The organism is Methylosinus sp. (assembly GCF_036560965.1).
In the GTDB taxonomy this organism is placed as follows: Bacteria; Pseudomonadota; Alphaproteobacteria; order Rhizobiales; family Beijerinckiaceae; genus Methylosinus.
The window spans coordinates 270,799-296,397 of record NZ_DATBQF010000018.1; the positions used below are offsets into that span (position 1 = coordinate 270,799).

A 25,599-nucleotide genomic window follows, 5' to 3' on the forward strand; every position below is an offset into this window, starting at 1 on the left:
GCGTCGAGCCGTCGCGTCAGGCCGTCGCGTGCTGCGCCGGACGAAACGAATCGCCGCGCGCGCGGCGCCATGCGTCGGCGAAGCGCGCGTCGATCTCGCCGGCGAGAAAAGCGCCCGGCGCCGGCGCCGGATAGAGCTCGGCGAAGCTCGCCGCTTCATGCGGGGAAATGCGGCGACAAAAATGCTCGGGCGCGAATTGGCTCGGATGGTCGAGACCCGCCGCGGCGGCCAGCTCGGCGAGGGCGATGAGCGTCGCGCGATGGAAATTGCGCACGCGCTCCGCCTTGTCGGCGACCACCAGCGCGCGGGCGCGCGAGGCGTCTTGCGTGGCGACGCCGGTCGGGCAGCGATCCGTATGGCAGGACAGGGATTGAATGCAGCCGAGCGCGAACATGAAGCCGCGCCCGCTATTGCACCAATCCGCGCCGAGCGCGAGAGCGCGCGCCATGTCGAAGCCGGTGGCGATCTTGCCGGCGGCGCCGATGCGGATCGTCTCGCGCAGGCCGACGCCGATCAGCGCGTGATGCACGAAAGAGAGGCCGTCGCGCATCGGCATGCCGATATGATCCATGAATTCGAGCGGCGCCGAGCCGGTGCCGCCCTCCTTGCCGTCGACGACGATGAAATCGGGATGAATCCCCGTCTCCAGCATCGCCTTGCAAATGGCGAGAAACTCCCACGGCTGGCCGACGCAGAACTTGAAGCCGACCGGCTTGCCGCCCGACAGCTCACGCAGCCGCGCCAAAAACAGCAGCAGCTCGATCGGCGTCGAAAAGGCCGAATGCGCCGAAGGCGACACGCAATCCTCGCCCATGGGCACGCCACGAATCTGCGCGATCTCCGCGCTCACTTTCGACGCCGGCAGCACGCCGCCATGGCCGGGCTTGGCGCCCTGGCTCAATTTCACCTCGATCATCTTGATCTGATCGCTCGCGGCGATCTCGGCGAATGTCTCGGGGTCGAAAGCCCCCGCGCGCGTGCGGCAGCCGAAATAGCCGGAGGCGATCTGCCAGACGATGTCGCCGCCGCTCTCCCGGTGATAGGGGCTGAAGCCGCCTTCGCCCGTATCCTGCGCGAACTCGCCTTTGCGCGCGCCGAGATTGAGCGCGCGTATGGCGTTGCCGCTCAAGGCGCCGAAGCTCATCGCCGAAACATTCAGCAGCGAGATGTCGTAAGGGAGCGCGCAGCGCGCGGCGCCGACGCGCGTGCGGAATTGCTCATGCGAGACGGGCCGCGCCGCGATCGAGTGACGCAGCCATTCGAAGCCCTCCTCATAGACGTCGATCTCCGTGCCGAAGGGCCGCTTGTCGATGTTCATCTTGGCGCGTTGATAGACGATGGCGCGCGTGTCGCGGCTGAACGGACGGCCGTCCTTATTGTCCTCGAAGAAATATTGCCGCAGCTCCGGTCTTATGTCCTCGAGCAGGAAACGCAGATGCGCGGAGATGGGATAGGCGCGCAATATCGCATGCTCGCGCTGATAGAGATCATGAAGCCCGAGCGCGCAGAGGGCGCCGAAGACGAGCGTCGCCAGGAAAAAAGGGCTCGACCAATCGCCGCGCGCGGCGGCGGCGCTGGCGAGAAAGCCGGCGACGCTGACGGTGAGCGCGACGAAGCGCGGCGTGAAGGGGAGAATGAGCAGGCGGAGCATGATCGTATTCTCCTCCGGGAATATGACAGCCGAACCGCGCCGCGACGGCTTTTCCGGGACGGCCGCGCGAATGCGTCGAGAGCTTTCACATCCGCCATGTTTTTGCAACGATCACGCTCGGCCCGCGAGGGCGAGGGTGATCGCGCTTCACCCGATCGCCCGCCGTCGGCCCACGCTCCGGCTTGCCGGGGTCGCGGGGCGAATGATAGGCTCGTCGCTCTGTTCCGGCATTTTGCATTATTCGAGATCCTTCGCGCGCATGATCGCTTTTCCCGTTCTTTCGGCGGCTTACCCGCGGCGCCGCGCGGCGCTCGCGATCTGTTGCGCTGTGCTCGCCGTTCCGGCTCTCGCCGTCGCGGCGGAGACGCGCGCCATCGTCATCGGCGTCGATCGCTATGAGCATGCGCCGCCATTGCGCGGCGCCGTGGCCGATGCGCGCGACCTCGAGGCGGTTTTGCGCGGGCGCGGCGCGCGCGACCTGGCGGTTCTCGTCGATTCGTCGGTCGATCGCGCGGCGGTGTCGCGCGCGATGGAAGCTTTGCTCGCGCGGGCGCAAAAGGGCGATACGATTTTTTTGACGCTCGCCGGCTATGGCGCGCTGGAGCCGGGACAGGCGAAAGGCGCGGAGCATGACGAGCCCGCCTTTCTGCTGCCGAAATACGATCGGCGGGATGCGCGCAAGAGCGGCGAAAAAATCCCGCGCGCGGAGTTGGATCGATTTATCGACGCCGCCGAGACGAAAGGCGCGCGCGTCTTCTTGGTCGCCGACGCGTCCTTCGGCGTCGGCCTCTCGCGCGCGGTCGATCCGCGCGCGGCCGCGCTCGTCTATCGCTCGCTGAGCGACAGACCGATCGCGACGGGCGAGGACTCTGCGCGCGCGCGGCGCGATTTCGAACGCTCGGTCGTGCTCGAGGCCGCCGACCCGCGGTCGAAGGCGCCGGAGGTCGAGATCGCGGGCGCCGGCTATCGCGGCGCGCTGAGCTACGCCGTGGCGCGCGCGCTCGAGGGCGCGGGGGACGCCGATGGCGATGGGCGCGTCACGACGGAGGAGCTGATCGCCTATGTGCGGCAATTCACCTATCAGCTCAGCGACCAGCGACAGGCGATCGTCGCCCTTCGTCCGCGCGCGCTCGACGCATCGAAAGATGTGATCGCGCAGCATGCGGCGCCGCTCGGCCGCGGCGTTGGCGTGCAGGCGGTGGGCGCGCCGCCGGCCGGCGAGGAGGAGGATTCCGCGCCTGCGGGCGGCGGGCTGACGATCACCCCGCTGACGCCCAAATCCATGGCGATCGGGCCGGGCCAGAGCCTGCCGCCGGCAAAGCCCGCCGCGCTGCCGCCCCGGCCCAAGGAGCCGATCCGCCTCGCCGTGCGGGGCGCCGCGGCGGAGCGCGGAATGGGGGCGGGCGCGCATGCGCCTTTCGTCCTCGTCGGCGCCGATGCGGCGGCCGATATCGTCTGGGACGCGGCGAGCCGCGATGCGCTCGCCGGCGGCGACGTGCTCGCGCATAATGTCGATGCGCATGAGCTCGACGTTCTCATCGATCGCGCGGCGACGGTGCGCTGGCTGAAGCTCGTCGCCGGCAAAGGGCCGCTGCCGATGCGCGTCTCGCCGGAGGGGCTGCATCGCAAGGGCCAGCGCGTCGAGATCGTGATCGGCGGAGTCGCGGGGCGCAATCTCCTGCTGTTCGATCTCACCGGCGACGGCGTGCTGCAATTGCTCTATCCGCTGCCCACGGACCCGCCCGTCGTGCAATCGTCGGAGTATCGGCTGACAGTCGTCGCGGGCGAGCCCTTCGGCGCCGATCAGATCGTGGCCATCGCCTCGACGCGGGCCATGCCGCAGCTCGAGACGGCGCTGCGGCAGCTCGATCGCTTGCGCGATCCCGCCAAGGTCGTCGACATTATCGCGCAATTCGCCAGCGGCGACGCGCAGCTCGGCGCCGTCGCCATTGTCACGACACGCTGAGCAGGAGGCGAGAAAATGATGCGGCGTCTTTGTCTCGGCTTGCTCTGCTGCGTTTCCGGCGCCGTCCTCGCCGCGCCGCAGGACGCGACCCGCTCGGTGCGCATTCTCGACGAGCCGGCCGCCGAGGCGCCGGCGCCGCAGACGCCAGCGCCGGCGATTCCCAAGCCGCCGGGCAAAGGCGGGGGCTCGGGCGCCGGCTCCGGCGTGCGGATCGACGTGCTGCCGCAGGAGGAGTTCGCGCTCGGCGCGCCGATGAGCTTTCGCGTGACGGCGGAGAAATCGGGCTATGTCATTCTGGTCGACGTCGACGCGCAGGGAAAGCTGGCGCAGATCTTTCCGAACATGGTGACGCTGGCCGATCCGGCGGGCGTCGACGAGAAAGCCAATTTCCTCAAAGCCGGCCAGTCGATGACGCTGCCGGAGGCGGGCGGCAAGGCGGCCTATCGCTTCGTCGCCTCGCCGCCGACGGGCGTCGGCATGGTGGTCGCGATATTGAGCGACACGCCGTTGCAGATCGTCGATTTGCCGGATGTGCCGGCGGCGCTCGCCGGCCAGTCCGAGGCCGTCGATTTCGTGAAGGATTCGACGCGCATGTTGCAGATTCTGCCGGCCGAGGGCGAGCATCCGACGCGCGCGCCGAAATGGTCCTTCGCGACGAAATTCTATGGGATCAGATGAAAATCTAGCCGCCGATGAACACCGTCGGCAGGCCCATGGTGATCTTGTTGGGCGGGCCGACGGCCTCGACGATGGTGTCGCCCTGACGGCAGGCGGGCAGGCCGTTGATGAAGACGGTCATGGAGCCGTCCACCACCACGCCCGGCCCATGCGGCGGAATCGGCAGCGGCGTCGCGCATATGTGAATGTCGGCCCCGCCGGCGGCTCCGCTGATCATCGATCCCATGCTGGCGGCCGCCGCGGCTTTGGTCGCCTCCTCGGCGGCCTTGGCGGCGGGAGCGCCCGGCGTGCCGGCGGCGGCGAGCGTCGCCGCCTCGGCGACCTGGATCGTCGTGTCGGAAACCGATTTCGCCGATTGGATCGCCGCCGCGGCCGCGCCGCCGACGCCGCGCCAGGCCGGCAATTGGCCGATGAACACATTGAAGCTGCCGGGGCCGGGCGTCAGCACTGGCGGCAGAGGATGCGCCACGGGATCGGTCACTCGCGCTGCTGGCCGGCCCATATGTCTTCTCCTCCGATGATCTCGAATAGCGACTGTCAGCCTATTGCATAAGCCATCGAGGTCAACCGCGCTGTGCGCGCGCCCATATCGCTTTCGCGCGGGAGACGATAGTCTCGCCGCCATTGCAGGCGTCGCGCGACGCGCAACGAAAGGCGGCTTTCGATGAGTTTTCTCTTGCCCTGGAGCGCCCGATTGGCGGCGGCGATTCTTGCGCTCGGCTCGTATGGGGCGCGGGCGGAGGAAACGCTTCAGGAGCTGGTCCATCGCGGGCCGGAGCTCGCCGGGCTCGAGGCGGCCGGGCTGGTCGTCGAGACGATGGAGCTCACGCTCGGCCCGCAGAATAGCGTGCTCAAATATCGGATCGTCAATCCGACGGCGGCGCCGGCGCGCGCCACTGTGACCGTCCCGCTTCCCGAGATCGATTTTTCCGATCCCGATGCGGCATGGTCCATTCCGGGCTCGGACCCGGTGAATTACGTCGGCCTCGCCGCGACCATCGATCAAAAGCCCGCGCCGCTCTCCGTCTCGCAGAGCGCCGTCGTCGATGGCAAGGATGTGACGGCCGCCCTGCGCCGCAGCGGCCTTCCGCTCGTTCCGGTGGGCCTGTTTCACGCCAGGCTCGCCGGCCTGACCGCGGATGCGCGCGCGCGTCTCGTCAAGGATGAGCTCATCGTCGAGAATGGGACCGATCCGGCGGGAAACCCCATTTATGCGCCGCGCTGGTCGGTTCGCGGCGCGGCGTCGCGGGCGCTGGAGCTCGCGCCCGGGCAGAGCGCCCAGCTGGAGTATCGTTTTCGCACGAGCCTCGGTCTCGCGCGCGACAGCGTGCTGCGCGAGCCTTTGCGCTCCTCCAAGGAGCTGGCGTCGGAGGTGGAGCGCCGCCGCGCCGATTATTGTCTCGATCGCAGCTTTCTCGCGGGCGTCGATAAGATCGTCTCGACCGCCGCGGCGCGTCGCGCGGCGGCGCAGGAAGTCGTCGCTCCCGCCCCGGACGCCGTCGCGCCGGAGGCCGCCGCGACCGACGCCGCCAAGAAGCCGCCGATGATCCGTATGTTCCCGGAGGCCAATGTCGCCGATCTACAGGAGCGTCGTATCTCCTTCGATCTCGGGGCCGGCGCGCCGACGGCGCCGGTGCGCCAGTTCCGCCTCGTCGTGGACAAGGGAAAGCCGACGCGCCTCGTCAGCTTCTGCCTCGTCGATCTGAAGAAAATCTCCCCCACCGCCTTCGAGATGCGGGCCGTCGATTTTCGTCCCACGGGCCTGCTGCGCGTGCTCCTCCTCGGCCCCAAGGACTGAGCGGGGCGGCCCCTGCTGGCCAGGACCCCGTGCTGGCCAAGACCGCCTGCTGGCCAAGACCGCCCAAATCGTCTAATGTGCCACGCATTCGAGAGCGTGAACGCTTTTGCGAGCGCGTGAACGTTTTTGAAAGAGCTTCGGCGTCGTAATATCGGCGCGGTTTTTAGCGCGTGTGGTTTATCGGATTTCGACGGCCGGGGCGGGGAACGCCCGAGGCGACGACTTCAATGACGAAAGGATGAGGCCATGCGGCTTGCTGCGGCGATGTTCGCCACTTGCTTTTCTTTCTCCGCGCTGGCGCTCGAATCGGCCGCCGTGACGCCGGCGGACCCGACTGTCGCCCCCACGTCCGTCGCCCAGCTCGATGTCGGCGCCTCCGAGCTCGGCCCTGTCGTCGAGACTGCTCCGCTTCCGCCCATCGTGGAGCGTTCGCTGGTCACGCGGCCCAAGCCGGCCGTCGCCCGCCACAAGATTTGCCATGCCGCCCGGCGGCCGGGCGCGCTCGCACATCATTCGCATCCGCCGCGCCGCCGCATCGAGGCGCGCGCGCCGATCCTTCCCACGCCGGTGGTGGAGGCGCTGCGTCCCGCGCCGCGGCGTTGCGAGGCGATCACCTGCCCCCGCTTCGTGCTGGTGGGCGTCGGCTTCTGAGCGAAGACACGGTTTCCCTCGTCGATTGAAACGGCCGCGCCCCGAGAGGCGCGGCCTTTTCGTTTCGTTTCAGAGAATGAATGAAAAAGGGCCGCGCCTTTCGGACGCGGCCCTGTTCTCATGGCTCCGCTTCCGCGTCAGCGATCGCCGTCTCTATCGTGGTGATGATCGTGATCGTGATCATGATCGTCGTCGTGATCGGAGAAGACGAAGAGATTCACCAGATCGCCGATCGCCGGCCGATTGGCGGGAATATAGGGATTCTCGTGCGACGGGATCGGGTTCGGCAGATTGTCGCGGCTCAGATGCGACACCGTCGGCAGCTTCCAGTTCCGCTCGATGAATTTCAGCAGCGAGACATGGTCGTAATAGGTGTGGTCGACATAGCCCTTCTTGGCGTAGGGCGAGACCACGATGAGCGGAATGCGCGTGCCGTCGCCGAAGAAGTCCACCGGCTGGATATAGCCCGAGTCGTAATAGCCGCCGCCTTCGTCGGTGGTGATGAAGATCGCCGTCGAGCTCCACTCGGAGGAGCCCTGCACGCGCGCGATCAGCGTCTGCAGGAACTGCTCGTAGAGATGGCTGGTCGAATCCGCCGGATGCGCGGCGAAGGCCTCGAAGGGACGCACGAAGGACACGGCGGGCAGCGTGCCGTCGGTCAGATCCTTGATGAAGGCGCCGTAGTTTTGCAGCTTGGCGTATTCGCCCGTCGTCATCACCTGGAGATAGCCGGTGAGCGGATCGCAAATGCCGCAATAGGAGTGGAACGGCTGGCCGCCCGTGACGGGGAAATTCACGCCGTCGACCGAATTGGCGAAGACGGTCGGATCGTCGCCGCGGTCGGAGCTGTAATATTTCCACGACACGCCATGCGCGCTGAGCACGTCGACGATGGTCGAGGCCTTCTGCGGCGGCAGGGTGAAGCTGGCGGCGCCGAGCGTGCGCGTCGCCGACGGCGTCTGGTTCCAATACATGTTGTAGTTGTTGACGAGATAATAGTGTCCCGGCGCGCATTTGCGATCGAGCGTCCCGTGGCTGCGCAGCTGCTGGTCGACCGCCGCGACGCCCGGCTGCGACAGATCATGGCAGTTCACATAGGAGCCGCCGCTATAGCCGTCCTGCGTATAATAATTATTCGTGCCACTGACCGGATCCGGGTTCTCGATCTGATTGGTCGGCGGCGTCGCCGGCGCGCCGTCGAGGGTCGTCGGATTGGTGTAGAAGGCCGCATGGCCGGTGACGATCGCCTGGAAATTGGCGCCCGTGCCGCCCATCACCGCCTGATGATAATTGTCGCTGATCGCGAAGCTGTCGGCGAGCGATTTGAAATAGGGCGCGTCGCCGGTCTGAGCGGCGCCATGCGAATCCGTATAGGCGTTCATGTTGAAGAAGCCCATGGAGATCGCGCCCTCCTTGGGATCGAAGCCGGCGGGCGGATTGCCGTTGGAGCCGGTGGCGATGGTCTTCTCGACCCAGACGAACTTGTCGAGCTTGCCGCCGTCCCACTGCTGCCACATCTGGAAGAAGCGATGCACGGGGTCGCCGGTATAGGCGGCGTAGGGCACATATTTGCTGATCTGATAGGGCCCATTGGGCAGATCGGTCGGGAAGCGCGTGTCCGGCACGCCCTGGGGAACGCCCGCCGCATAAGTGGTGTAGGGCTGCGGCAGCGTGGCGTAGGCGCCGGTCGAAGGCGTCACGACGTCATAATGATAGAGATCGGAGCCGATGTTCTGCGCGGCCTTGGCGAAATGCGCGCCCGGCGTTCCGTCGGCCTTGATGATTCCTCTGCTCAGCAGATTGTCGACGCTCTGGCCGGCGACGGGCTGATAGCCGCCGAACAGATTGTCGAAGGTGCGGTTCTCACCCACGATGATGATGACATGCTTGATCGGCGTATGCGTCGCCGGGTCGGCATGCGCGGTCGCGATCGCCGTCGCGGTGAGCGCCGTCGTCGCGAGGCAGGCGGTTTTTATAAGCAATCGAATTGTCATGGTCGCCCTCGAGCTCGAAAAGAAGCGTCGATTCCAAAGCGGTGGACGCTCGATCGTCGCGCGCCTCGCCGTGAGCGAAACTAGAGACGGCCGATCTCAGCGTGATGGCGGCCGAATGAAGCTCTCGTGACCGCGACGAATCTCTCGCTCTCGCGCGCGTGGCGCGACGATGCGACAGGGCGCGCGCCTGTGTCGCATCCTTGACGAAGCCGATCGCACGACTAGCTGGAAGCGAACGAATTGCGCGTTTTTCGTCGTTTTTTCCGGCCGAGTGGAAGATGCGCATTTTTGGCGCGTGTTTTGGTCCAACGCGCGCCGTTTTCGCATATTGCGAGCGAGTCCCGCGAGTTGTACGCAGACCAACGACCATGGATCGACAAGGCGAAATGACGAAAGGCGTCCTGATGGCCAATACGACAGCGGAGCTCGAGGCGCTCCTCATGCAGCGATCATTGACCGATGCGGAGCTTCTCGCCGCAGCGGAGACGGCGGCGGACTTCCGCATCCTGCCGGATGCGACAGTGATCAAGATCGGCGGCCAGAGCGTCATCGATCGCGGTCGCGCGGCGGTCTATCCGCTGGTGGAGGAGATCGTCGCCGCGCGCAAGATCCACAAGATGCTGATCGGCACCGGCGCGGGCACGCGGGCGCGCCACCTCTATTCCATAGCGGCGGGGCTCGGCCTGCCGGCGGGCGTGCTCTCGCAGCTCGGCGCCTCGGTCGCCGATCAGAACGCCGCCATGCTGGGGCAGCTGCTCGCCAAGCACGGCATCTCCGCTGTGGACGGCGCCGGCCTCTCGGCTGTGCCGCTCTATCTCGCCGAGGTGAACGCCGTCGTGTTCAGCGGCATGCCGCCGTATAATCTCTGGATGCGCCCGGCGGCCGAGGGCGTCATTCCGCCCTATCGCACCGACGCCGGCTGCTTCCTCGTCGCCGAGCAATTCGGCTGCAAGGCGATGATCTTCGTCAAGGACGAGCAGGGTCTCTTCACCGCCAATCCCAAGACGGCGAAGGACGCGAAATTCATCCCGAAGATTTCCGTCGACGAGATGAAGGCGAAGGGGCTGCATGATTCGATCCTCGAATTCCCGCTGCTCGATCTCATGAAATCGGCGCGTCACATCCGCGAGGTGCAGGTCGTCAACGGCCTCGTCCCGGGCAATCTGACCCGCGCCCTGGCCGGCGAGCATGTCGGCACCATCATCACCGCGAGCTGAGATTTCGTCATGACCAAAACCGACAGCATCAAGCACGTCGCCTCGCCGCTCGCGCGCCAGACTCTGCTCGACGGCGATCTCACGCGTCCCGTCGCCGGCCGGCGGCCGATCCGCCTGCTCCCCTGGCTGCAGGTGGTGAAGATCGGCGGCCGCTCCATCATGGATCGCGGCGCCGATGCGATCATTCCGATCGTCGACGAGATCCGCAAGCTCCTGCCCGAGCATCGTCTGCTCATCCTCACCGGAGCCGGCGTGCGCGCCCGCCATGTCTTTGGCGTCGGGCTCGATCTCGGCCTGCCGGTGGGCTCGCTGGCGCCGCTGGCGGCGAGCGAGGCCGGGCAGAACGGCCATATACTGGCCTCGCTGCTGGCGCCGGAGGGCGTCTCCTATGTCGAGCATCCGACGATCGCCACGCAGCTGGCGATCCATCTCACCGCGACCCGCGCCGTGGTGGGCAGCGCTTTCCCGCCCTATCACCACCATGAGTTCCCCGGCGCGCGCATTCCGCCGCATCGGGGCGACACGGGCGCCTTTCTGCTCGCCGACGCCTATGGCGCCGCCGGCCTCACCATCGTGGAGGATGTGGACGGCGTCTACACGGCCGATCCCAAGGCGCCGGGCGGCGAGACGGCGCAGCTCATCCGCGAGACGAGCGCCGCCGAGCTGGCGGAGCACAAGGGCCCGCTGCCCTTCGACCGCGCAATGGTCGAGGTGATGGCGACGGCGCGGCACATAGAGCGCGTGCAGATCGTCAACGGCCTGGTCCCGGGCCGGCTTACCGCCGCGCTGCGCGGCGAGCATGTGGGCACGCTCGTGCATACGGGCGCGCGGCGCAACAGCTGACGGAAAAGCGGAGGCCGAGGGGGGCGGGGGCGCCTCTCGGCCTTTTGCCGGCGCCGCGCCGAGCGGGCGCTTATGAACGAACGCGGAAGGTAGTGTCGAGCATCTGCGAGGCGGCGTCGCTATTCCGACGGAATGGAACGCGCTCCGACTCTCGTCGCGCTGCGACTGATCCATCCATTGAGCTCGCGACATACGCATGACGGGTAAGAGACGAACGGCGGTTTTCGCGGCTGTGTTCACTGTCGGGCTGTGAGAGAGGCCAGAACGATCGTGTGAGGGTTTCCTCATCCTGAGGAGCCCGCGCAGCGGGCGTCTCGAAGGACGAGGAAGCCTTCATGCGCCGCCTTCTGGAGCTCGCCATCGTGCTTCGAGACGGCTCCTGCGGAGCCTCCTCAGCATGAGGGCGAGGGTGGCTGCCCTTCACCCGATTGCCCTATGAGAGCGGCCCTTATGAGTTGCATCGAGTGTTTAGGCGAGCCATGTCAGTTTGGCATCGTGAGCTGCGACATAGATAAATGCATTCCAGGCCCTGACGAATATCCAGCTGACAAAGCAGTCCTCGGGCGCGGACGGTAATGCCGGAGATGGCGGCGTGGCAAGCGTCTCGACCGCCCCGATGTCGATCACGACTTCGCCTTTAGCGTCATACGGGTAGCCAGTGCATGGCGGCTCGCAGACCAAAAAAAACAAACCTGACAGAGACACTTCTGCTTGCTTGTATGGTTCACGATCAGCAGCCGAGGACGCATCGCCGTCGGCCATCCAGATTTCAAGTGAAAGCTTCACCTTGCGGTTTACATAGTCAATCGTGACGACCTTCAACACTGAGTCGTGAAATCCGTTCGGTAGCGAAGCAGCAAGGTCATCAAGGGTCATAGCTGTAAGTCTGCCACAGGGCAGCAAAGCCGCACAGGGCTATTTTAATTGCCCGTGAACTCTTTGAACGGCCGCCAGGCGTCCAGATTTTCAATGGATAGCGGCGGCAAAAGTCGTCCAGCGCGTTCAGGCTCGCAAGCGTAACCCCCTCACCCCTCCCCGTGCAAATTCCTCTCCTCCATGCGCGCGAGGAAGAAGAAGCATACGGCGATGAGCATCGCGCCCACCAGAAACGCCGTGCGAAACGTCTCGCGCAGCGCTTCGATATCGGCGCCGCTCGCCGCTTTCGCCGCCAGCGCATCATGGCCGCCGCCGATGACGATCGCGCCGAATACGGCGACGATCAGCGCGGCGCCGAGCTGCCGGAAGAATTGCAGCACCGCCGTCGCCGTGCCGAGATTATGCCCCGGCGCCGCGCTCTGCACGCAGACCGTCGTCACCGGCAGCATGGTTCCGACGCCGAGCCCGACGATCGCCAGCAGCGCATCCAGCGCGGCGAGCGACAGATCGGCGAGAAATTGCCGCGCCGCCAGCAGCGCGAGAAAAGCCGCGGCCAGAGCGACGAGCGGCGCCGTCTTGTAATGGCGCACATGGCCCAGCAGCCAGCCGGAGATCGTCGCGCCGGTCACTGTCGCGACTGTCAGCGGGATCAGCGCGAGGCCGGACTGATCGGCCGAAAGGCGCAGCGCGCCCTCGAAATAGATCGGCATGAACATCGTCAGCGCGACGAAGGTTCCGAGGCCGAAGCCGCCGGAGAGAATGGCGTTGCGGATGACGTCGTCGGCGAGCACGGCGAGCGGGATCAGCGGCTCCTCGGCCGTCTTGGTGCGCCAGGCGTAGATCGCCCAGCCGGCGAGCGCGATGGCGAGCGGCCCCAGGACCGGCGCCGAGCCCCAGGGATAGCGCACGCCGCCCCAGGAGAGCGCCACCAGCGTCGCCACCGAGGCGGTGACCAGCAGCGCCGCGCCTGCGATATCGACGCGATGCGGATGGCGGCGCAGCGGCAGCTGCGCCAGCTTGAAATAGCTCATGAAGAAAGCCGCGAGTCCGAGCGGCACATTGATCCAGAAGATCAGCGACCAATGCAGATATTCGGCGAAGACGCCGCCGAGGATCGGGCCGCCGACGCTGGCGCCGGCGAAGACGACGGAAAAATAGGCGACCGCGCGGCCGCGCTCGCGCACGCTGACGAGATCGGCGATGATCGTCTGCGCCAGCGCGATGAGTCCGCCGCCGCCCATGCCCTGCACGGCGCGCGCGAGGGCGAGCGCGGTGATGTTCGGCGACAGAGCGCAGGCGATCGAGCCGAGCACGAAAGTGAAGATGCCGATGAGCAGCATCACGCGCACGCCATGAATATCGGCGAGCTTGCCATAGAGCGGCGTCACCGCGGTGGCGGCGACGAGATAGGCGGTGACGATCCAGGGCAGATGCGCGAAATCGCCGAGGTCCTGGCCGATCGTCGGCAGAGCGGTGGCGACGATGGTCTGGTCGAGCGCCGAGAGCAGCATGGCGAGGCCGAGCCCGACCATGATCGTCAAAATCTCGCCTCTGCTCAGATCGGCGCGCGAAAATTCCAAAGCGGGCTTGTTCACTCGTGGTGGTCCTCTGCGCGAATCGCCGGACGGAAGCCGGAGCGCGCGAGCATGGCGCCGTCGCGGCCGACGATGATGATCTCGAGCTCCGTCGCGCGATTTGCGAGTGCGCGGGCGGCGGCGTCGAAGGCCCGTCGCGCGATCGGCGCGGCGAGGTCCAGTCCTGCGGCGCGCGCGATCGCCAGCGCCTCGAGCGCGCTATTGGCGTTTCGAATCGCGGCGCCGGCGGCCTCGTTCGCGCCCAGGGCGCGGGCCGCCGCCGCGAGATCGTCCAAATCGACGGAGGACCGGCCGGAATGGAGGTCGAGCCGCCCCTGCGCGAGCTTGGTCAGCTTGGCGAAGCCGCCGGCGATCGTCACCCGCGGAACCGTATGGTGGCGCAGATATTTGAGCAACCCGCCGGCGAAATCGCCCATCTCGATCAGCGCCTCCTCGGGCAGGCCGTAGAGCTTGCGCACCGCCTCTTCCGAGGTGGAGCCGGTGGTGGCGGCGATATGGTCCAGGCCGCAGGCGCGGGCGACGTCGACCCCGCGGTGGATGGTGTCGATCCAGGCGGAGCAGGAATAGGGCACGACGATTCCCGTGGTGCCGAGAATGGAGAGGCCGCCGACGATGCCGAGCCGCCCGTTGAGCGTCGAGCGGGCGAGCGCCTCGCCTCGATCGACGGAGAGTTCGATTGCCGCGTCGGGCGTCACGCCCAGCTCGGCGGCGGCCTCCTCGATCGTCTGCCGCATCATGGCGCGGGGGACGGGATTGATGGCCGGCTCGCCCGGCGGCAGCGGCAGGCCGGGGCGCGTCACCATGCCGACGCCGGGCCCGGCCGCAAAGCTCACCCCCGCGCCCGGCGGCGCGTGGCGCAGGCGGGCGCGGATCAGCGCGCCATGGGTCACGTCGGGATCGTCGCCCGCGTCCTTCACCACGCCGGCCTCGGCATAGTCCGCGCCGCGCGTGAAATTCGCCAGCGCGAAGGCGACGCGCTTCCCGCCCGGCAGGCCGATCTCCACCGGATCGGGCGGCTCGCCGCCGGAAACGAGCGCGACGAAGGCCGCCCGCGTCGCCGCCGTGGCGCAGGCGCCCGTGGTCCAGCCGCGGCGCAGCGGCGGCTTTTTCGGCGGGTCCGGGCTTTGCGGCGCGTCTGTCATGGGGCGACACATAAACCGCATTCTCCCCTCGCGACACTGCGCGCGAGTTGGACTAGAAGAAGCCTCCTCATTCCGAGGAGCGAGACAGGGGGCCGAAATGACGCGCAATCTCCTCGATTTTCCGATTCTCCTCGCGCCGGCGGAGAGCGCGGGCGGCGGCTTCGCGCTGACCAGCCCCGATATCGCCGAGGGCGCGACCATCGACCGCAAATTCGTTTTCGACGATTTCGGCGGGACGGGCGACAATATCTCGCCGGAGCTGCGCTGGAGCGAGCCGCCGGCGGGAACCAGGAGCTTCGCGCTTTTCTGCCATGATCCGGACGCGCCGACCGGCGGCGCCGGCTTCTGGCATTGGCTCGTCATCGATATCCCCGCCGACGCGCGCGGGTTGAAGCAGGGCGCCGGAACGCCGGATGGCGCCGGCCTGCCTTCGGGCGCGAAGCCGATTCGCAGCGACTATGGCTTTTCTCACTGGGGCGGGCCCTGTCCGCCGGTCGGCGATCCGCCGCATCGCTATGTCTTCACCCTCTATGCGCTCGGCGTCGAGACGGTGGCGGCGCCCGAGGGCGCGACCGCCTCGCTGGTCGGCTTCATCGTCAATCAGAATGTCCTCGCCAAGGCGAGCCTCACCGGCCTCTACGGCCGCTGAGCTTTGCTCGAGGGACTGGCGGATCATCTCGCGCTCGCCGCGCTCGGTCTCACGATCGAGGCGGCGATCGGCTATCCGCAATGGCTGTTCGCCGCCATCGGCCATCCGGTCACCTGGATCGGGGCGCTCATCGCAGCGCTCGACGATCGGCTCAATCGCGATGACGCGTCGCCTCTCCTGCGTCGTCTCGCCGGCGTCGGCGCGATCGTCGTCATCGTCTCGATCGCGCTCGTCGTCGGCCTCGCGTTGCAGCGAGCCTGTCTCGCTCTGCCCTTCGGCGTCGTTCCGCTCGCCGTGCTGACCTCGAGCCTCTATGCGCAGCGCAGCCTCTATTCGCATGTGAGCGATGTGGCGGATGCGCTCGACCAATCGCTGGAGCGCGGCCGCGCCAGCGTGGGAAAAATCGTCGGACGCGATGTGTCGCGTCTCGACCAAGCGGGCGTGAGCCGGGCGGCGATCGAAAGTCTCGCCGAGAATTTCTCGGATGGCGTGATCGGCCCCGCCTTAGCCACGGCCTTGTTCGGCCTGCCCGGAGCGCTCATATACAAGGCCGTGAACACGGCCGACAGCATGATAGGCCATAGGACGATGCGACATGAAGCGTTCGGTTGGGCGAGCGCCCGGCTGGACGATCTCCTCAATCTCCCGGCCGCGCGCTTTTCCGCGCTCCTCATCGCCACAGGCGCCGCAATGACGGGAGCCTCCTTCACGCTCGCGACTTGCCGCGACGCGCTCGCGATCTGCCGCCGCGACGCGGGCGCGCACGCCTCGCCCAACGCCGGTTGGCCGGAGGCGGCGATGGCCGGCGCGCTGGGGCTGCGCCTCGGCGGGCCGCGCGCCTATGGATCGCATCTGGTCGACGGCGCCTGGCTCGGCTCGGGGTCCGCCGAGGCCTCGTCGAACGATATTCGGCGCGCTCTCGGGATTTTCCGATGCGCCGCGGCGACGGCGATCTGCGTTTTCGCAGGCGCTGCTCTACTGCTGCTCAGCAAATAGGCAAATTAGCTTATGCTTAGACGTAAGGAGTGAAAATTTTTCGGCGCCTCGCGTAAAACAGCGCCAGATTTCATTTCCCGTGACCTTGACTATGCTATAATTTCTTTTTTGTGCGTTGCAGCAAAGCTCGAACGAGCGGCTGCTGCGCATGAGGGGAGCGCGGAGAGATGGATCGGCTGTCGTACCAATTCTATGAGATGATGCATCTGGCGTTCGCCCCGGCGCGGGCGATGTCGGACGCCACGCTCACGACCTTCAAGAACCCGTTCAACCCCTTCGCGCACACATCCGTCGGGCGTAGCGTCGCCGCGGCGGCCGAATTGTTCGAGCGCATGACGCGCCGCTATGGCAAGCCGGTCTTCGGCCTGCCGGAGACTCTCATCGACGGCGTCGCGACGCCCATTATCGAGGAGGTCGTCTGGGAGCGCCCTTTCTGCCGGCTGCTGCATTTCCGCCGCGCCTTCCAGGGCGTCGCGCCGCGCCAGTCCAAGCTGCTGATCGTCGCGCCCATGTCCGGCCATTACGCGACGCTGCTGCGCGGCACGGTCGAGGCCTTTCTGCCGAGCCATGACGTCTACATCACCGATTGGTGCGACGCGCGCGCCGTGCCGGCGGAGAAGGGCGTCTTCGGCCTCGACGATTATGTGGATTATCTCGTCGATGCGCTGCGCCTGCTGTCCAAGCGCGACGATGGCGTTCCGCTGCATACGCTCGGCGTCTGTCAGGCGTCGGTGCCGCTCATTTGCGCCATTGCGGCGCTGGACGGCGAGGGCGGCGTCGACGCGCCCGAATCCATGGTGTTGATGGGCGGGCCGATCGATCCGCGCCGCAGCCCGACGGCGGTCAATCGCCTCGCGGTGGAGCGCGGCGTCGACTGGTTCCATCGCAATTGCATCCATAGCGTGCCCTTTCCCCACGCCGGGCTCGGGCGCAAGGTCTATCCGGGCTTTCTGCAGCTCTCGGGCTTCATGGCGATGAATCTCGAGAAGCATGTCGCCGCGCATTTCGACATGTTCAACCATCTCGTCGAGGGCGACGGCGAGCCGGCCGAGAAGCATCGCGATTTCTACGACGAATATCTCGCCGTCATGGACCTCGCCGCGGAGTTCTATCTGGAGACGGTGGAGAAGGTGTTCATCCGCCACGAGATCCCGCGGGGCCTGCTGCGCCATCGCGGCGAGATCATCGACCTCGCGGCGATCCAGCGCACCGCTCTGCTGACGGTGGAAGGCGAGAAGGACGACATCTCCGGCGTCGGCCAGACCTATGCCGCGCAAGAACTCTGCACGAGCATACCGGACTTGCGCAAGCAGCATTATCTGCAAGAAGGCGTCGGCCATTACGGCGTCTTCAACGGCTCGCGCTTCCGTCGCGACATCGTCCCGTGCATCCGCGATTTCTTCACGCGGGTGGAGACGAGGCAGGGCTGAGTCCGATTCGATCGGAGAAAGCGCCTGCTCGAGCGGCGGCCGGTGACGCGAATTCTCGTCAGGCCGGCAGCAGCCCCTTGCGCAGATTCTCCCCCGCCAGCGTGATGATGCGGCCGACGGCGGCGGGATCGGCGAGCCATGCTTCAATGCGCGGATGGGTGAGCTGCGCGGGCGTGCAGCGGCGATAGACCTTGTAGCACTCGGACAGATAATAGGGCAGCGTGATGAACTCGCCGACCTCGCTGGAGAGATGATAATTCTCCAGCTTGAAGGTGTAGCTCCCCTGCACGCCAAACCATTCGCCGATCGGCGGATAGATGGGGAAAATCTCCGCGCGTCCGAGATCGTCGATCGCATAATAGTCGATGTTGACGGCCGGCGTCGGCAGGCCGACGCGCGCAAACAGCTTTCTGGCGAGATCGAAGAGCACGAAGGGCTTCGGGTGGACGAGCGAATACATGAACGCGCCGCGCCGCGACCAATTGGCGATCTCGGGCGAGAGGTCCATGTCGAATTTGCTCTTGCTCGCCTCGACGAGCTCCGTCACCGCATCGTTCCACACGTCGAAATAGCCGAGCGCCTCGAAGACATTGCGGTTGAACAGCGCATGCGCCTCGTCGACCGAGAGGCCGCGCCGGAAGGCGAAGACCGCGAGCGCCGAATGATAGGGGCCGACAGGGCCGATGGTCGGCGCATGGCCGCGCGTCGCGTCGAGCAGATAGACGAGATCGGGATGAAAGGCGGCGAAGGTGACCGCCGGAAACAGGATGACCTTGTCGAGCAGCGCGCAGAGCTCCGCCGAGCCGCCGCCGCGCACCTGTCCGGGCAGAAACTCGTGGCTGAACACGTAATCATAGGTGGCGAGCGTTTTCGCCAGCAGCTTCATGTCGGCGAGCGGCGTGCCGATCGCCGAGAAATGCGAGACGCGCGCTGTCGGATCGAGCAGCTTCATCGCATAGCCGACGCCGAAAGCCTGGCAATTGCCGATGACCGCTATGCTCGGCCCGGTGAGGCGCGGGCCCTTCGAATAGAAGGGCGCGAGCCGCGGCGCGACGAGGTGATTGTACCAGGAGCGGATGATCTGTCGGTCGATCTGTGACAACATGCGCGCGTGACGCCATTTCGTCGCGGCCCGAAAACGATGTCGGGGCCGAAGGATGACAAGCGCCCGGTCGCCGTCTATGCTCCCGGTCGCATCGATGAGGCCGCCGCTATCGTCCGTTCCCGGCGCGCCGTCTTCGCCTCTATGAGGCGGACCGCGCGTCTTTCGATGAACCGGCTCGACGAGCCCTGCGGCCGGCGGCTTTCCAGGAGACCCACAATTGGCGGAACATCCCTATAGCTCCCTACCCGACCATCGCTTCTGGCGCAAGGCGGTGACGCAGACGCCGCCCTTCGCGATCGATCCCATTCTCTCCACCCCTTTCAAAATCTCGCTGCAAGACAGAGTGGCGACCGGCGGGAGTTGTTTCGCGCAAGAAATCGCTCAGAAACTAAAGGCCAGCGGCTACCATTATTATCTCGCCGAGCAGCCGCCGGAGGGGATGTCCGCCGCCGAGGCGGAGCGCCGCAATTATTCGATGTATTCCTGCCGCTACGGCAATCTCTACACCACGACGGCGCTGCTTCAGCTGTTCGATCGCGCCTATGGGGCGTTGAAGCCGGAGCTCGTGCATTGGGTGCGCCAGGAGGACGGCCGCATCGTCGATCCCTTCCGCCCGAGCATAGAGCCGGACGGCTATGAGTCGATCGACGAGATGCTGGCCGAGCGCGAGCGGCATTTTGCCGCCGTGCGCAAAATGTTCGAGACGCTGGACGTCTTCGTCTTCACCTTCGGCCATACGGAATCCTGGCGCTGTCGCAGCGATGGCGCGGTGCTGCAGCAGGCGCCCGGCGTCGCCGGCGGCGTCTGGGACCCGTCGGTCTTCGCCTTCCACAATATGACCGTGTCGGAGGTGGTGCGCGACTTCCTCGCCTCCATCGACCGCATTCGCTCGGTCAACGCCAATTCCCGCATCATCCTCAGCGTCTCGCCGGTCGGCATCATCGCCACCTACGAGGATCGCCATGTGCTCGAGGCCAATTCGGCGATCAAGGCGATTCTGCGCGCCGCCGCCGACGAGGTGGTGCGGGCGCGGCCCAACATCGCCTATTTCCCCTCCTATGACGTCGCCACGGCGCCGCCCAATGTCGCCCGCTTCTATCGGGAGGATGTGCGGCGCATAAATCCCTTCGGCATCAGCCAGACGATGCGCATGTTCTTCGACCATTTCACCGAGCGCGAGACGCAGACGGCCAAGATCGAGCCGTTGAAATTCGACGTCGCGGCGGAGGCGGAGAGCAATTCCCGCATCGTCTGCGACGAAGAGGCGATCGAAACCGCGTGACCTAGAGCTTATATATCCTCTGTTGCTGTTCGAACGGAGGATTACGCCTCATGGTCACGGGCTCGCTCGCTCTCGCTGTCGCCGGCGCCTTCACGGGGGCGTCTCTCTACGTCAATTTCGTCGAGCAGCCCGCGCGGCTGAAGCTCGACGACACCGCGCTCATGAAGGAGTGGGAGACCTCCGATCATCGCGGATTCGCGCTGCTCGCCGGCCTCTCGCTGCTCTCGGCGATTCTCGGCTTCGTCGATTACAAGACCTCGGACGATGTGCGCTGGCTCGCCGGCGCGGCGGTGATCATCGCCGCCTGGCCGTTCATGTTCTATGCTATCTCGCCGCTCGACAATCGCATTCTCGCCTTGATCGCCGCCGAGGACGGTGCCGACGCGCGCAAGTCGATCGTGCTGTGGGGCAAGGTCGAGCTGGCGCTCACCGCGCTCGGCGCGCTGGCGGTCGCGCTCTTCGTCTTCGCCAGCGGCTGAGGCGGCGCGGCCGAAGATTCGACATGATGCTCGTCGATCCTTCTCCTCCACAGCAGAAGGAGGATCGACATGACCCGCTCTTTCGCGGAATTTCTAGCGCCCTCCGCCGGGGCGCTGCTGGCCGCCGCTATGGCGGCGACGCCGGCAGCCGGCGCCTCGTCCAATGATCCGCGCGGCGTCTGGCTGCGGCCGGAAGGCGGCGTGCAGTTCAGCTTCTATGATTGCGAGGGCGGCAAGCTCTGCGCCAAGGTCGTCGCCGCACGGAACGCCGAGGACCGCTCCTCCATCGGCGCGGTGATTCTGCGCGGCGCCAGGCAGACAGGGCCCAATGAATGGGCCGGCCAGCTCTTCAATGTCGAGGACGGCAAGACCTATGACGGCTTCATCACGGTCAAGAGCCCGACGCGATTGACGCTGAAAGGGTGCCTCTGGGGCATGTTGTGCAGCGACGAGACCTGGACTCGCATCTCCGCCCCGCCGGCGGCGCACGCCATGATCGACGCCGATCTGAGATAGGCCGCGCGTCAAAGCTCGTTGGAATAGACGCGGATCGATTTGATCTCGAAGCGCGCCGGCAGCGCGCTCTTGTCGATGGGGCCGCCCCAGGAGCCGCCGAGCGCGAGATTGATACGAATATGCATCGGCTGCCGCAGCGGATCATCGGCGCCGCGCGGCGCGACGGTGAGCACGCGGCGGCCGTCGATGGAGACGGCGATGGTCTCGGCGCTCCAATCCAGACGATAGACATGCCATTGCGTGGACAGCGTCGGCACATTGGTCTCCGCCGACCAATTGGTCAGCTCGTCCAGCGTCGGCCCGCCATGGGCGCTGGTGAAGGCGATGTCGGGCTGCTTGCCGACCGCCTCCAGAATGTCGATCTCGCGATAGGGCGGGCCATCATTGCCGAGCATCCAGATCGCCGGCCAGGTGCCGGCGCCTTTCGGCGCGCGCGCCACGATCTCGACGGCGCCATAGCGCATGGAGCGCCGCGACACGATGCTGCCGGAGGTGAATTCGCCGCAGAGCGTCGAGCGCGTCCAATCATTGGAGGCGCGGTCGTAGAGCGGATTCACGACGCCTTCCGCGCGGCCTTCCAGCACCAGCGCGCCATTGGCGACGAAGACATTCGACGGCCGGTAATATTGCGCCTCGCGATTGCGGATGAAGCCGGACTCATAGGACCAGAAATTCTCGTCCAGCGCGCCGGCGCGCGAAAAATCCTCCTCATGGACGAGCCGCGCCGGCGCCGAGCGCTTGGTCTCGGCGGCGTGGCTTTTGCCGGCGAGGGCGAAGGTCGCGACGCCGAGCGCGCAGAATAGCAGCGCGGCGGCGTCCGCGCGCCGATCGAGGCGCGTCGAAACGCGAGGGAGCGAGGGCGCGGCGACCAAGTCGGGTTTTCGCGCGCGCGTCAGCAGGCGGCGACGGAGAAAGGCGAGCATCGGCTTTTCGATGAAGAGATGGGTGAGGACGCCGGCGACGATGGAGAGCGACAGCGTCGAGACGACGGCCGCCATGCCGAGGAGCGGCTGATCGACCGGAACATGCAGCGCCTGCGCCGCGACGCGCGCGAGCGTCAGCACGATCGGATGCGCGAGGTAGATCGAATAGGAGGCGTCGCCGAGCAGCAACAGCGTGGACGAGCGCGGCAGCCGCCCATGCGCCTCCTTCGACAGCAGGCCGAGCAGAAGCGCAGCCGAGGCGATCCCCGTCTGCACGCGCGTGAAATCGTCGGCGTCGAACATCACGACGATGACGAAGCTTCCGGCGCCGATGAGCATGGCCGCATAGCGCGGCGCGATCGCCGCCGTTTTCCCGCGCAGGAAGAGATAGCCGACCGCCGCGCCGATGACGAATTCGAGGATGATCGGATTGCAATAGATGTGCGGAAACGGCTCGACCGGCAGAAAGGCGAGATAATAGGCCGCCGCCGTCGAGAAGAGCAGAGCGAGCGTCGCCAGCCGCAGGCGGATCGATGGAAGGACGAGCAGCGCCGCGAAGACGACGTAGAAATAGATCTCGTAATTGAGCGTCCATCCCAGCTTGAAGAACGGCGTGTAATTGCTCTCGAGCGGATTGAAATGCGGGATGAACAGCAGCGACCGCGCGACATGATCGAAGGTCGCGAGATTATGCAGCATGGCCGCCGGCCAGACGAGGCAGACGGCCAGGATCGCGAGCGTGAACAGCCAGTAGAGCGGGGCGATGCGGATGAAGCGGCGCGCCAGAAATCGGCCGGGCGTGGTCGGCCGCTGCGCGGTGACGACCATCATGATGAAGCCGCTGATGACGAAGAACAGATCGACTCCGGCCGCGCCGAAGGCGCGCGGCGTCGGCCAGTAGAATTGCTCCGTGTAGACGCCGGTATGGCTGAAGACGACGAGGATCGCGGCGGCCGCCCGCAAATATTGGACGGCGCGGATTTCCTCGCCTCCGTTTGCGCTGCTGTCCGACATCGCCGTTCCTTTCGACACAACTCGCCATCGCGGCCGCCAGGGCCACGGAACATGTGCCAATCGGGGACGGTCCCGACGGCTCGCGCGATCGGTTGAAGGAAACATGCCAACGGATGGGGAACGCTCGAGCCTGCGCTCCCGGCGACCTCAGCGGATCGCCTGGGCGGCGGCGCTTTCGGCGGCGGCCCGCGCGACCTCGGCGGCGAGCGGGCCGATGAGGATGAAGGCGAAGCCCGCGGCGCGCCATTCCACCGCGGCGAGGCCGGGCGCGGTCTTGGGCGGGGCGGCGGAAGGATGCTCGCCGCCGGCGCGCTCGAAGTAAAGCGCGGCGCGGACGCCGCCGGAGGATTGGTAGATCAGCAGGCCGGCCGGCGCGAGAACGCCCGGAACCAGCCTGCCGCCGACAAGCTCGAGCCCGGCTTCGGTCAGATCGGGCAGGCGTCCGAAGCCGGCGCGCTCGCCGAGCCAGAGCGAGAGCTCGCCTTTGCGGTCGGCGCCGATCTCCACCGGCCGCGCATCCTGCGCGAAGGTCTGATAGGCGAGCTGGGCGTGGCCGACGAGGCCCGGCGGCTCGATGATGGCGCGCTGCGCGGGGGCAGGCGGCGAGGCGGGGCCGGTGAAGGCGAGCAGCGCCGCTCCCGCCACCACGGCGCCGGCGAGCAGCGTCAGCAGCGACATGACGATGGCCGGCCGGCGCGGGAGCCTGCGGCTCGTGTCCGACCGCCGCATGGCCCGCAGCGAGGCCCCCTTGCTGGGGCTGAAGCGCGCCCAATTGACGCCGGAGCCGAAGCTGCGGGTGAGGCTCGTCACCGAGGCGGTCCGCAGTCCGGCGGGCACGGGCTCCTTCACCGTCTGCGCGAAAGCCGCGCGCAGCGCCGCATTCTGGCGCCGCCAGCCCTCGACCAGCGCAGCGTCCTCGGCGTGGCCGTGCAGATGGTCCTCTATGCGCCGGCGATTCTCGGCGTCGAGCTCGCCGTCGACGAAAGCGTGCAGCTCGGATTCGTCGACATGCTCGCGGGGGCTCATCTTCCGGGCTCGCTATTTCACGACGCGAAGATGCGGCCCGGGCCGCCGGCCGGCGTCGGCCCCCGGCGACGGATGGCGGTCCAGCGCGGTCAGCGCCGAGCGGGCGCGCATCAGCCGCATCAGCGCCACCGGCCGATCGGTGCGGGTGATGCGCGCGACCTCGTCGTAAGTGAAGCCCTCGAGCACGACGAGCAGAAGCGTCTCGCGCTCCTCGAAGGGGAGATCGGCGAGACGATGCATGATCGCCGGCTGGCGCAGCGACGGACGATGCGGCGCGGCGGAGCGCAGCCGACGTTGCGCGGCGTGGGTCAGGCTGGCGTAGAGGTCGACGCGAAGATCGAGAACGGCGTTGGGTGAATCGCGCCTCGGGGAATCGAGCTTGGACTCGTCGGCCGTGGTCTGCAGCGCGGTCTGGACGAGCTCGTCCGCCACATCATTGACCGCGCCGGAAAGCAGCGCGCGAGCATAGCGGCGCAGGCCCGGCGTGAGCCTTTCCAAGGTCTCGTCGAAATCCTCCGCCTGTCCCATCGCTCGGCCCGTCTCGCGCGGCCCTCGACGCCTCGTCCGCGCGGCGCTGGTTCTGTTTCATCCCCAGTGGATATTATGCCAGTCCGGCGCGATTGACTATCTCCGCGCCCTGAGATTTATGTGTTTTTGCATGTCGAGCCGCATGCGAGGCCAAAGACGCCTCCGGTCGGTCGGCCCGCTCCAGGCGCTCAGCGCGCGCGCCAAGCTCACGCGAAAGCTCGCACGCATTTTGCGCAGCCCTCCAACGGCGTTGCCGACAGGCGGCGGACCCCCCGCCTCTCGATCGCAGATTTATGGACCTTTGCTCCCATGTCGCAACCGGAACCGACGTCGAACGGCAGTCTTTTCAGCGGCGTTCTCGCCGGCAAGCGCGGCCTCGTGCTGGGCGTCGCCAATAATAAATCGATCGCCTGGGGCATAGCCAAGGCCGCGGCCGACGCCGGCGCCGAGCTCGCCCTCACCTTTCAGATCGAGGCGCTGGAGAAGCGTGTGCGGCCGCTCGCCGCCGAGATCGGCGCGACGGTGGTCGGGCGCTGCGACGTTTCCGAGCCGGAGACGATCGACGCGGTCTTCGCCGAGGTCGAGAAGCTGTGGGGCAAGATCGATTTCGTCGTTCATTGTCTCGCCTTCTCGGACAAGGACCAGCTCGACGGCCGCTATGTCGACACGACGGCCGAGAACTTCACGCAATCGCTGCTGATCTCCTGCTTTTCCTTCACGGCGGTCGCGCAGCGCGCCGAGAAGCTGATGACCGAGGGCGGCTCGCTGCTCACGCTCACTTATTACGGCGCCGAGAAATGGATGCCGCATTACAATGTGATGGGCGTCGCCAAGGCCGCGCTCGAGGCCTCGGTGCGCTATCTCGCCGCCGATCTCGGCGAGAAGAACATTCGCGTCAACGCCATTTCCGCGGGGCCGATCAAGACTCTGGCGGCGTCGGGCATCGGCGACTTCCGCTATATTCTGCGCTGGAACGAATATAACGCGCCGCTGCGCCGCGTGGTGACGATCGAGGAAGTGGGCGAGACGGCGGTCTATCTGCTCTCGCCCATGGCGCGCGGCGTCACCGGCGAGGTGCTGCATGTCGACGCCGGCTATCATGTCGTCGGCATGATGAATCCGGGCGCCGCGCCGAAAATGGCCTCGCTGCTGGCGCTGCTGCCGCAGCATACGACCGAGGCGAAATAGGACGCCGGATAAGGGCGCCGGGCGAGCGATCGGATAGCGAGCCCGAGGGCTC

General features: G+C 66.8%; 23 protein-coding genes. 13 read left to right on the plus strand and 10 right to left on the minus strand.

Annotation, left to right across the window (positions count from 1 at the left end; translation table 11 throughout):
* Positions 1-16: 16 nt before the first annotated feature.
* A complete protein-coding gene (locus VIF40_RS05345; protein ID WP_331936487.1) occupies positions 17-1,651 on the minus strand; it encodes an FMN-binding glutamate synthase family protein in 1,635 nt (544 codons plus the stop codon).
* A 259-nt stretch (positions 1,652-1,910) separates the two neighbouring features.
* Between VIF40_RS05345 and VIF40_RS05350 the strand changes: the two genes are divergently transcribed.
* Positions 1,911-3,617, plus strand: coding sequence for a caspase family protein (locus VIF40_RS05350; RefSeq protein WP_331936488.1), 1,707 nt, complete (start codon positions 1,911-1,913; stop codon positions 3,615-3,617).
* 15 nt (positions 3,618-3,632) lie between these two features.
* Positions 3,633-4,295 (plus strand): DUF4384 domain-containing protein, encoded by a 663-nt coding sequence (locus VIF40_RS05355; RefSeq protein ID WP_331936489.1) that lies wholly within the window; start codon positions 3,633-3,635, stop codon positions 4,293-4,295.
* A 4-nt stretch (positions 4,296-4,299) separates the two neighbouring features.
* Here VIF40_RS05355 and VIF40_RS05360 read toward each other — a convergent pair whose 3' ends face one another.
* On the minus strand, positions 4,300-4,797 hold the full coding sequence (locus tag VIF40_RS05360; RefSeq protein WP_331936490.1) for a PAAR domain-containing protein: 498 nt from the start codon (positions 4,795-4,797) through the stop codon (positions 4,300-4,302).
* A gap of 162 nt (positions 4,798-4,959) precedes the next feature.
* On the opposite strand from VIF40_RS05360, the gene VIF40_RS05365 reads away from it, so the two are divergent.
* Entirely contained in the window at positions 4,960-6,093 is a 1,134-nt protein-coding gene (locus VIF40_RS05365) for a DUF4424 family protein (RefSeq protein WP_331936491.1), read from the plus strand.
* A 246-nt stretch (positions 6,094-6,339) separates the two neighbouring features.
* A complete protein-coding gene (locus tag VIF40_RS05370; protein ID WP_331936492.1) occupies positions 6,340-6,744 on the plus strand; it encodes a hypothetical protein in 405 nt (134 codons plus the stop codon).
* Positions 6,745-6,881: 137 nt separating this feature from the next.
* On the opposite strand, the gene VIF40_RS05375 is transcribed toward VIF40_RS05370, so the two are convergent.
* A complete protein-coding gene (locus tag VIF40_RS05375; protein ID WP_331936493.1) occupies positions 6,882-8,738 on the minus strand; it encodes an alkaline phosphatase family protein in 1,857 nt (618 codons plus the stop codon).
* 404 nt (positions 8,739-9,142) lie between these two features.
* Between VIF40_RS05375 and VIF40_RS05380 the strand changes: the two genes are divergently transcribed.
* Entirely contained in the window at positions 9,143-9,955 is an 813-nt protein-coding gene (locus VIF40_RS05380) for a uridine kinase (RefSeq protein ID WP_331936582.1), read from the plus strand.
* Positions 9,956-9,964: 9 nt separating this feature from the next.
* Positions 9,965-10,798, plus strand: a complete 834-nt coding sequence (locus tag VIF40_RS05385) for a molybdenum storage protein subunit alpha (RefSeq protein ID WP_331936494.1) — start codon at positions 9,965-9,967, stop codon at positions 10,796-10,798.
* 468 nt (positions 10,799-11,266) lie between these two features.
* Here VIF40_RS05385 and VIF40_RS05390 read toward each other — a convergent pair whose 3' ends face one another.
* The 3 genes from VIF40_RS05390 to VIF40_RS05400 all read right to left on the minus strand — a co-directional run bounded on the left by VIF40_RS05390 (position 11,267) and on the right by VIF40_RS05400 (position 14,411).
* Positions 11,267-11,674 carry a hypothetical protein gene (locus VIF40_RS05390; protein WP_331936495.1) on the minus strand — a complete coding sequence of 136 codons (408 nt, stop codon included), beginning with the start codon at positions 11,672-11,674 and terminating at the stop codon, positions 11,267-11,269.
* Between the two features lie 149 nt (positions 11,675-11,823).
* Positions 11,824-13,269, minus strand: coding sequence for an MDR family MFS transporter (locus VIF40_RS05395; protein ID WP_331936496.1), 1,446 nt, complete (start codon positions 13,267-13,269; stop codon positions 11,824-11,826).
* Entirely contained in the window at positions 13,266-14,411 is a 1,146-nt protein-coding gene (locus tag VIF40_RS05400; RefSeq protein WP_331936497.1) for a cobalt-precorrin-5B (C(1))-methyltransferase, read from the minus strand. The genes VIF40_RS05395 and VIF40_RS05400 overlap by 4 nt, the downstream gene beginning before the upstream one ends.
* 97 nt (positions 14,412-14,508) lie before the next feature.
* Between VIF40_RS05400 and VIF40_RS05405 the strand changes: the two genes are divergently transcribed.
* The 3 genes from VIF40_RS05405 (at position 14,509) to VIF40_RS05415 (ending at position 17,486) form a co-directional block, all read left to right on the plus strand.
* Entirely contained in the window at positions 14,509-15,060 is a 552-nt protein-coding gene (locus VIF40_RS05405) for a YbhB/YbcL family Raf kinase inhibitor-like protein (protein WP_331936498.1), read from the plus strand.
* A 3-nt stretch (positions 15,061-15,063) separates the two neighbouring features.
* Positions 15,064-16,056 carry an adenosylcobinamide-phosphate synthase CbiB gene (gene cbiB, locus VIF40_RS05410; RefSeq protein ID WP_331936499.1) on the plus strand — a complete coding sequence of 331 codons (993 nt, stop codon included), beginning with the start codon at positions 15,064-15,066 and terminating at the stop codon, positions 16,054-16,056.
* Between the two features lie 167 nt (positions 16,057-16,223).
* Complete coding sequence (locus tag VIF40_RS05415) at positions 16,224-17,486, plus strand: polyhydroxyalkanoate depolymerase (protein ID WP_331936500.1); 1,263 nt, start codon at positions 16,224-16,226, stop codon at positions 17,484-17,486.
* A 58-nt stretch (positions 17,487-17,544) separates the two neighbouring features.
* On the opposite strand, the gene VIF40_RS05420 is transcribed toward VIF40_RS05415, so the two are convergent.
* Entirely contained in the window at positions 17,545-18,591 is a 1,047-nt protein-coding gene (locus VIF40_RS05420; protein WP_331936501.1) for a WcbI family polysaccharide biosynthesis putative acetyltransferase, read from the minus strand.
* Positions 18,592-18,808: 217 nt separating this feature from the next.
* Here VIF40_RS05420 and VIF40_RS05425 point away from each other — a divergent pair, with 217 nt between their 5' ends.
* From VIF40_RS05425 to VIF40_RS05435, 3 genes are all read left to right on the plus strand, one after another.
* Positions 18,809-19,873: a GSCFA domain-containing protein gene (locus VIF40_RS05425; protein ID WP_331936502.1), complete on the plus strand. Its 1,065-nt coding sequence runs from the start codon at positions 18,809-18,811 to the stop codon at positions 19,871-19,873.
* 50 nt (positions 19,874-19,923) lie between these two features.
* Positions 19,924-20,352 carry a DUF1772 domain-containing protein gene (locus tag VIF40_RS05430; protein WP_331936503.1) on the plus strand — a complete coding sequence of 143 codons (429 nt, stop codon included), beginning with the start codon at positions 19,924-19,926 and terminating at the stop codon, positions 20,350-20,352.
* 69 nt (positions 20,353-20,421) lie between these two features.
* Positions 20,422-20,868 carry a DUF2147 domain-containing protein gene (locus tag VIF40_RS05435; RefSeq protein ID WP_331936504.1) on the plus strand — a complete coding sequence of 149 codons (447 nt, stop codon included), beginning with the start codon at positions 20,422-20,424 and terminating at the stop codon, positions 20,866-20,868.
* 8 nt (positions 20,869-20,876) lie between these two features.
* Here the strand turns inward: VIF40_RS05435 and VIF40_RS05440 are convergent, their stop codons facing one another.
* The 3 genes from VIF40_RS05440 to VIF40_RS05450 form a co-directional block, all read right to left on the minus strand.
* Positions 20,877-22,805: an acyltransferase family protein gene (locus VIF40_RS05440; protein WP_331936505.1), complete on the minus strand. Its 1,929-nt coding sequence runs from the start codon at positions 22,803-22,805 to the stop codon at positions 20,877-20,879.
* Between the two features lie 147 nt (positions 22,806-22,952).
* Positions 22,953-23,831, minus strand: a complete 879-nt coding sequence (locus VIF40_RS05445) for an anti-sigma factor family protein (RefSeq protein ID WP_331936506.1) — start codon at positions 23,829-23,831, stop codon at positions 22,953-22,955.
* 12 nt (positions 23,832-23,843) lie between these two features.
* Positions 23,844-24,359 (minus strand): sigma factor-like helix-turn-helix DNA-binding protein, encoded by a 516-nt coding sequence (locus VIF40_RS05450; RefSeq protein ID WP_331936507.1) that lies wholly within the window; start codon positions 24,357-24,359, stop codon positions 23,844-23,846.
* A gap of 309 nt (positions 24,360-24,668) precedes the next feature.
* Here VIF40_RS05450 and fabI point away from each other — a divergent pair, with 309 nt between their 5' ends.
* On the plus strand, positions 24,669-25,547 hold the full coding sequence (fabI, locus tag VIF40_RS05455) for an enoyl-ACP reductase FabI (protein ID WP_331936508.1): 879 nt from the start codon (positions 24,669-24,671) through the stop codon (positions 25,545-25,547).
* The last annotated feature ends 52 nt before the right edge of the window (positions 25,548-25,599 follow it).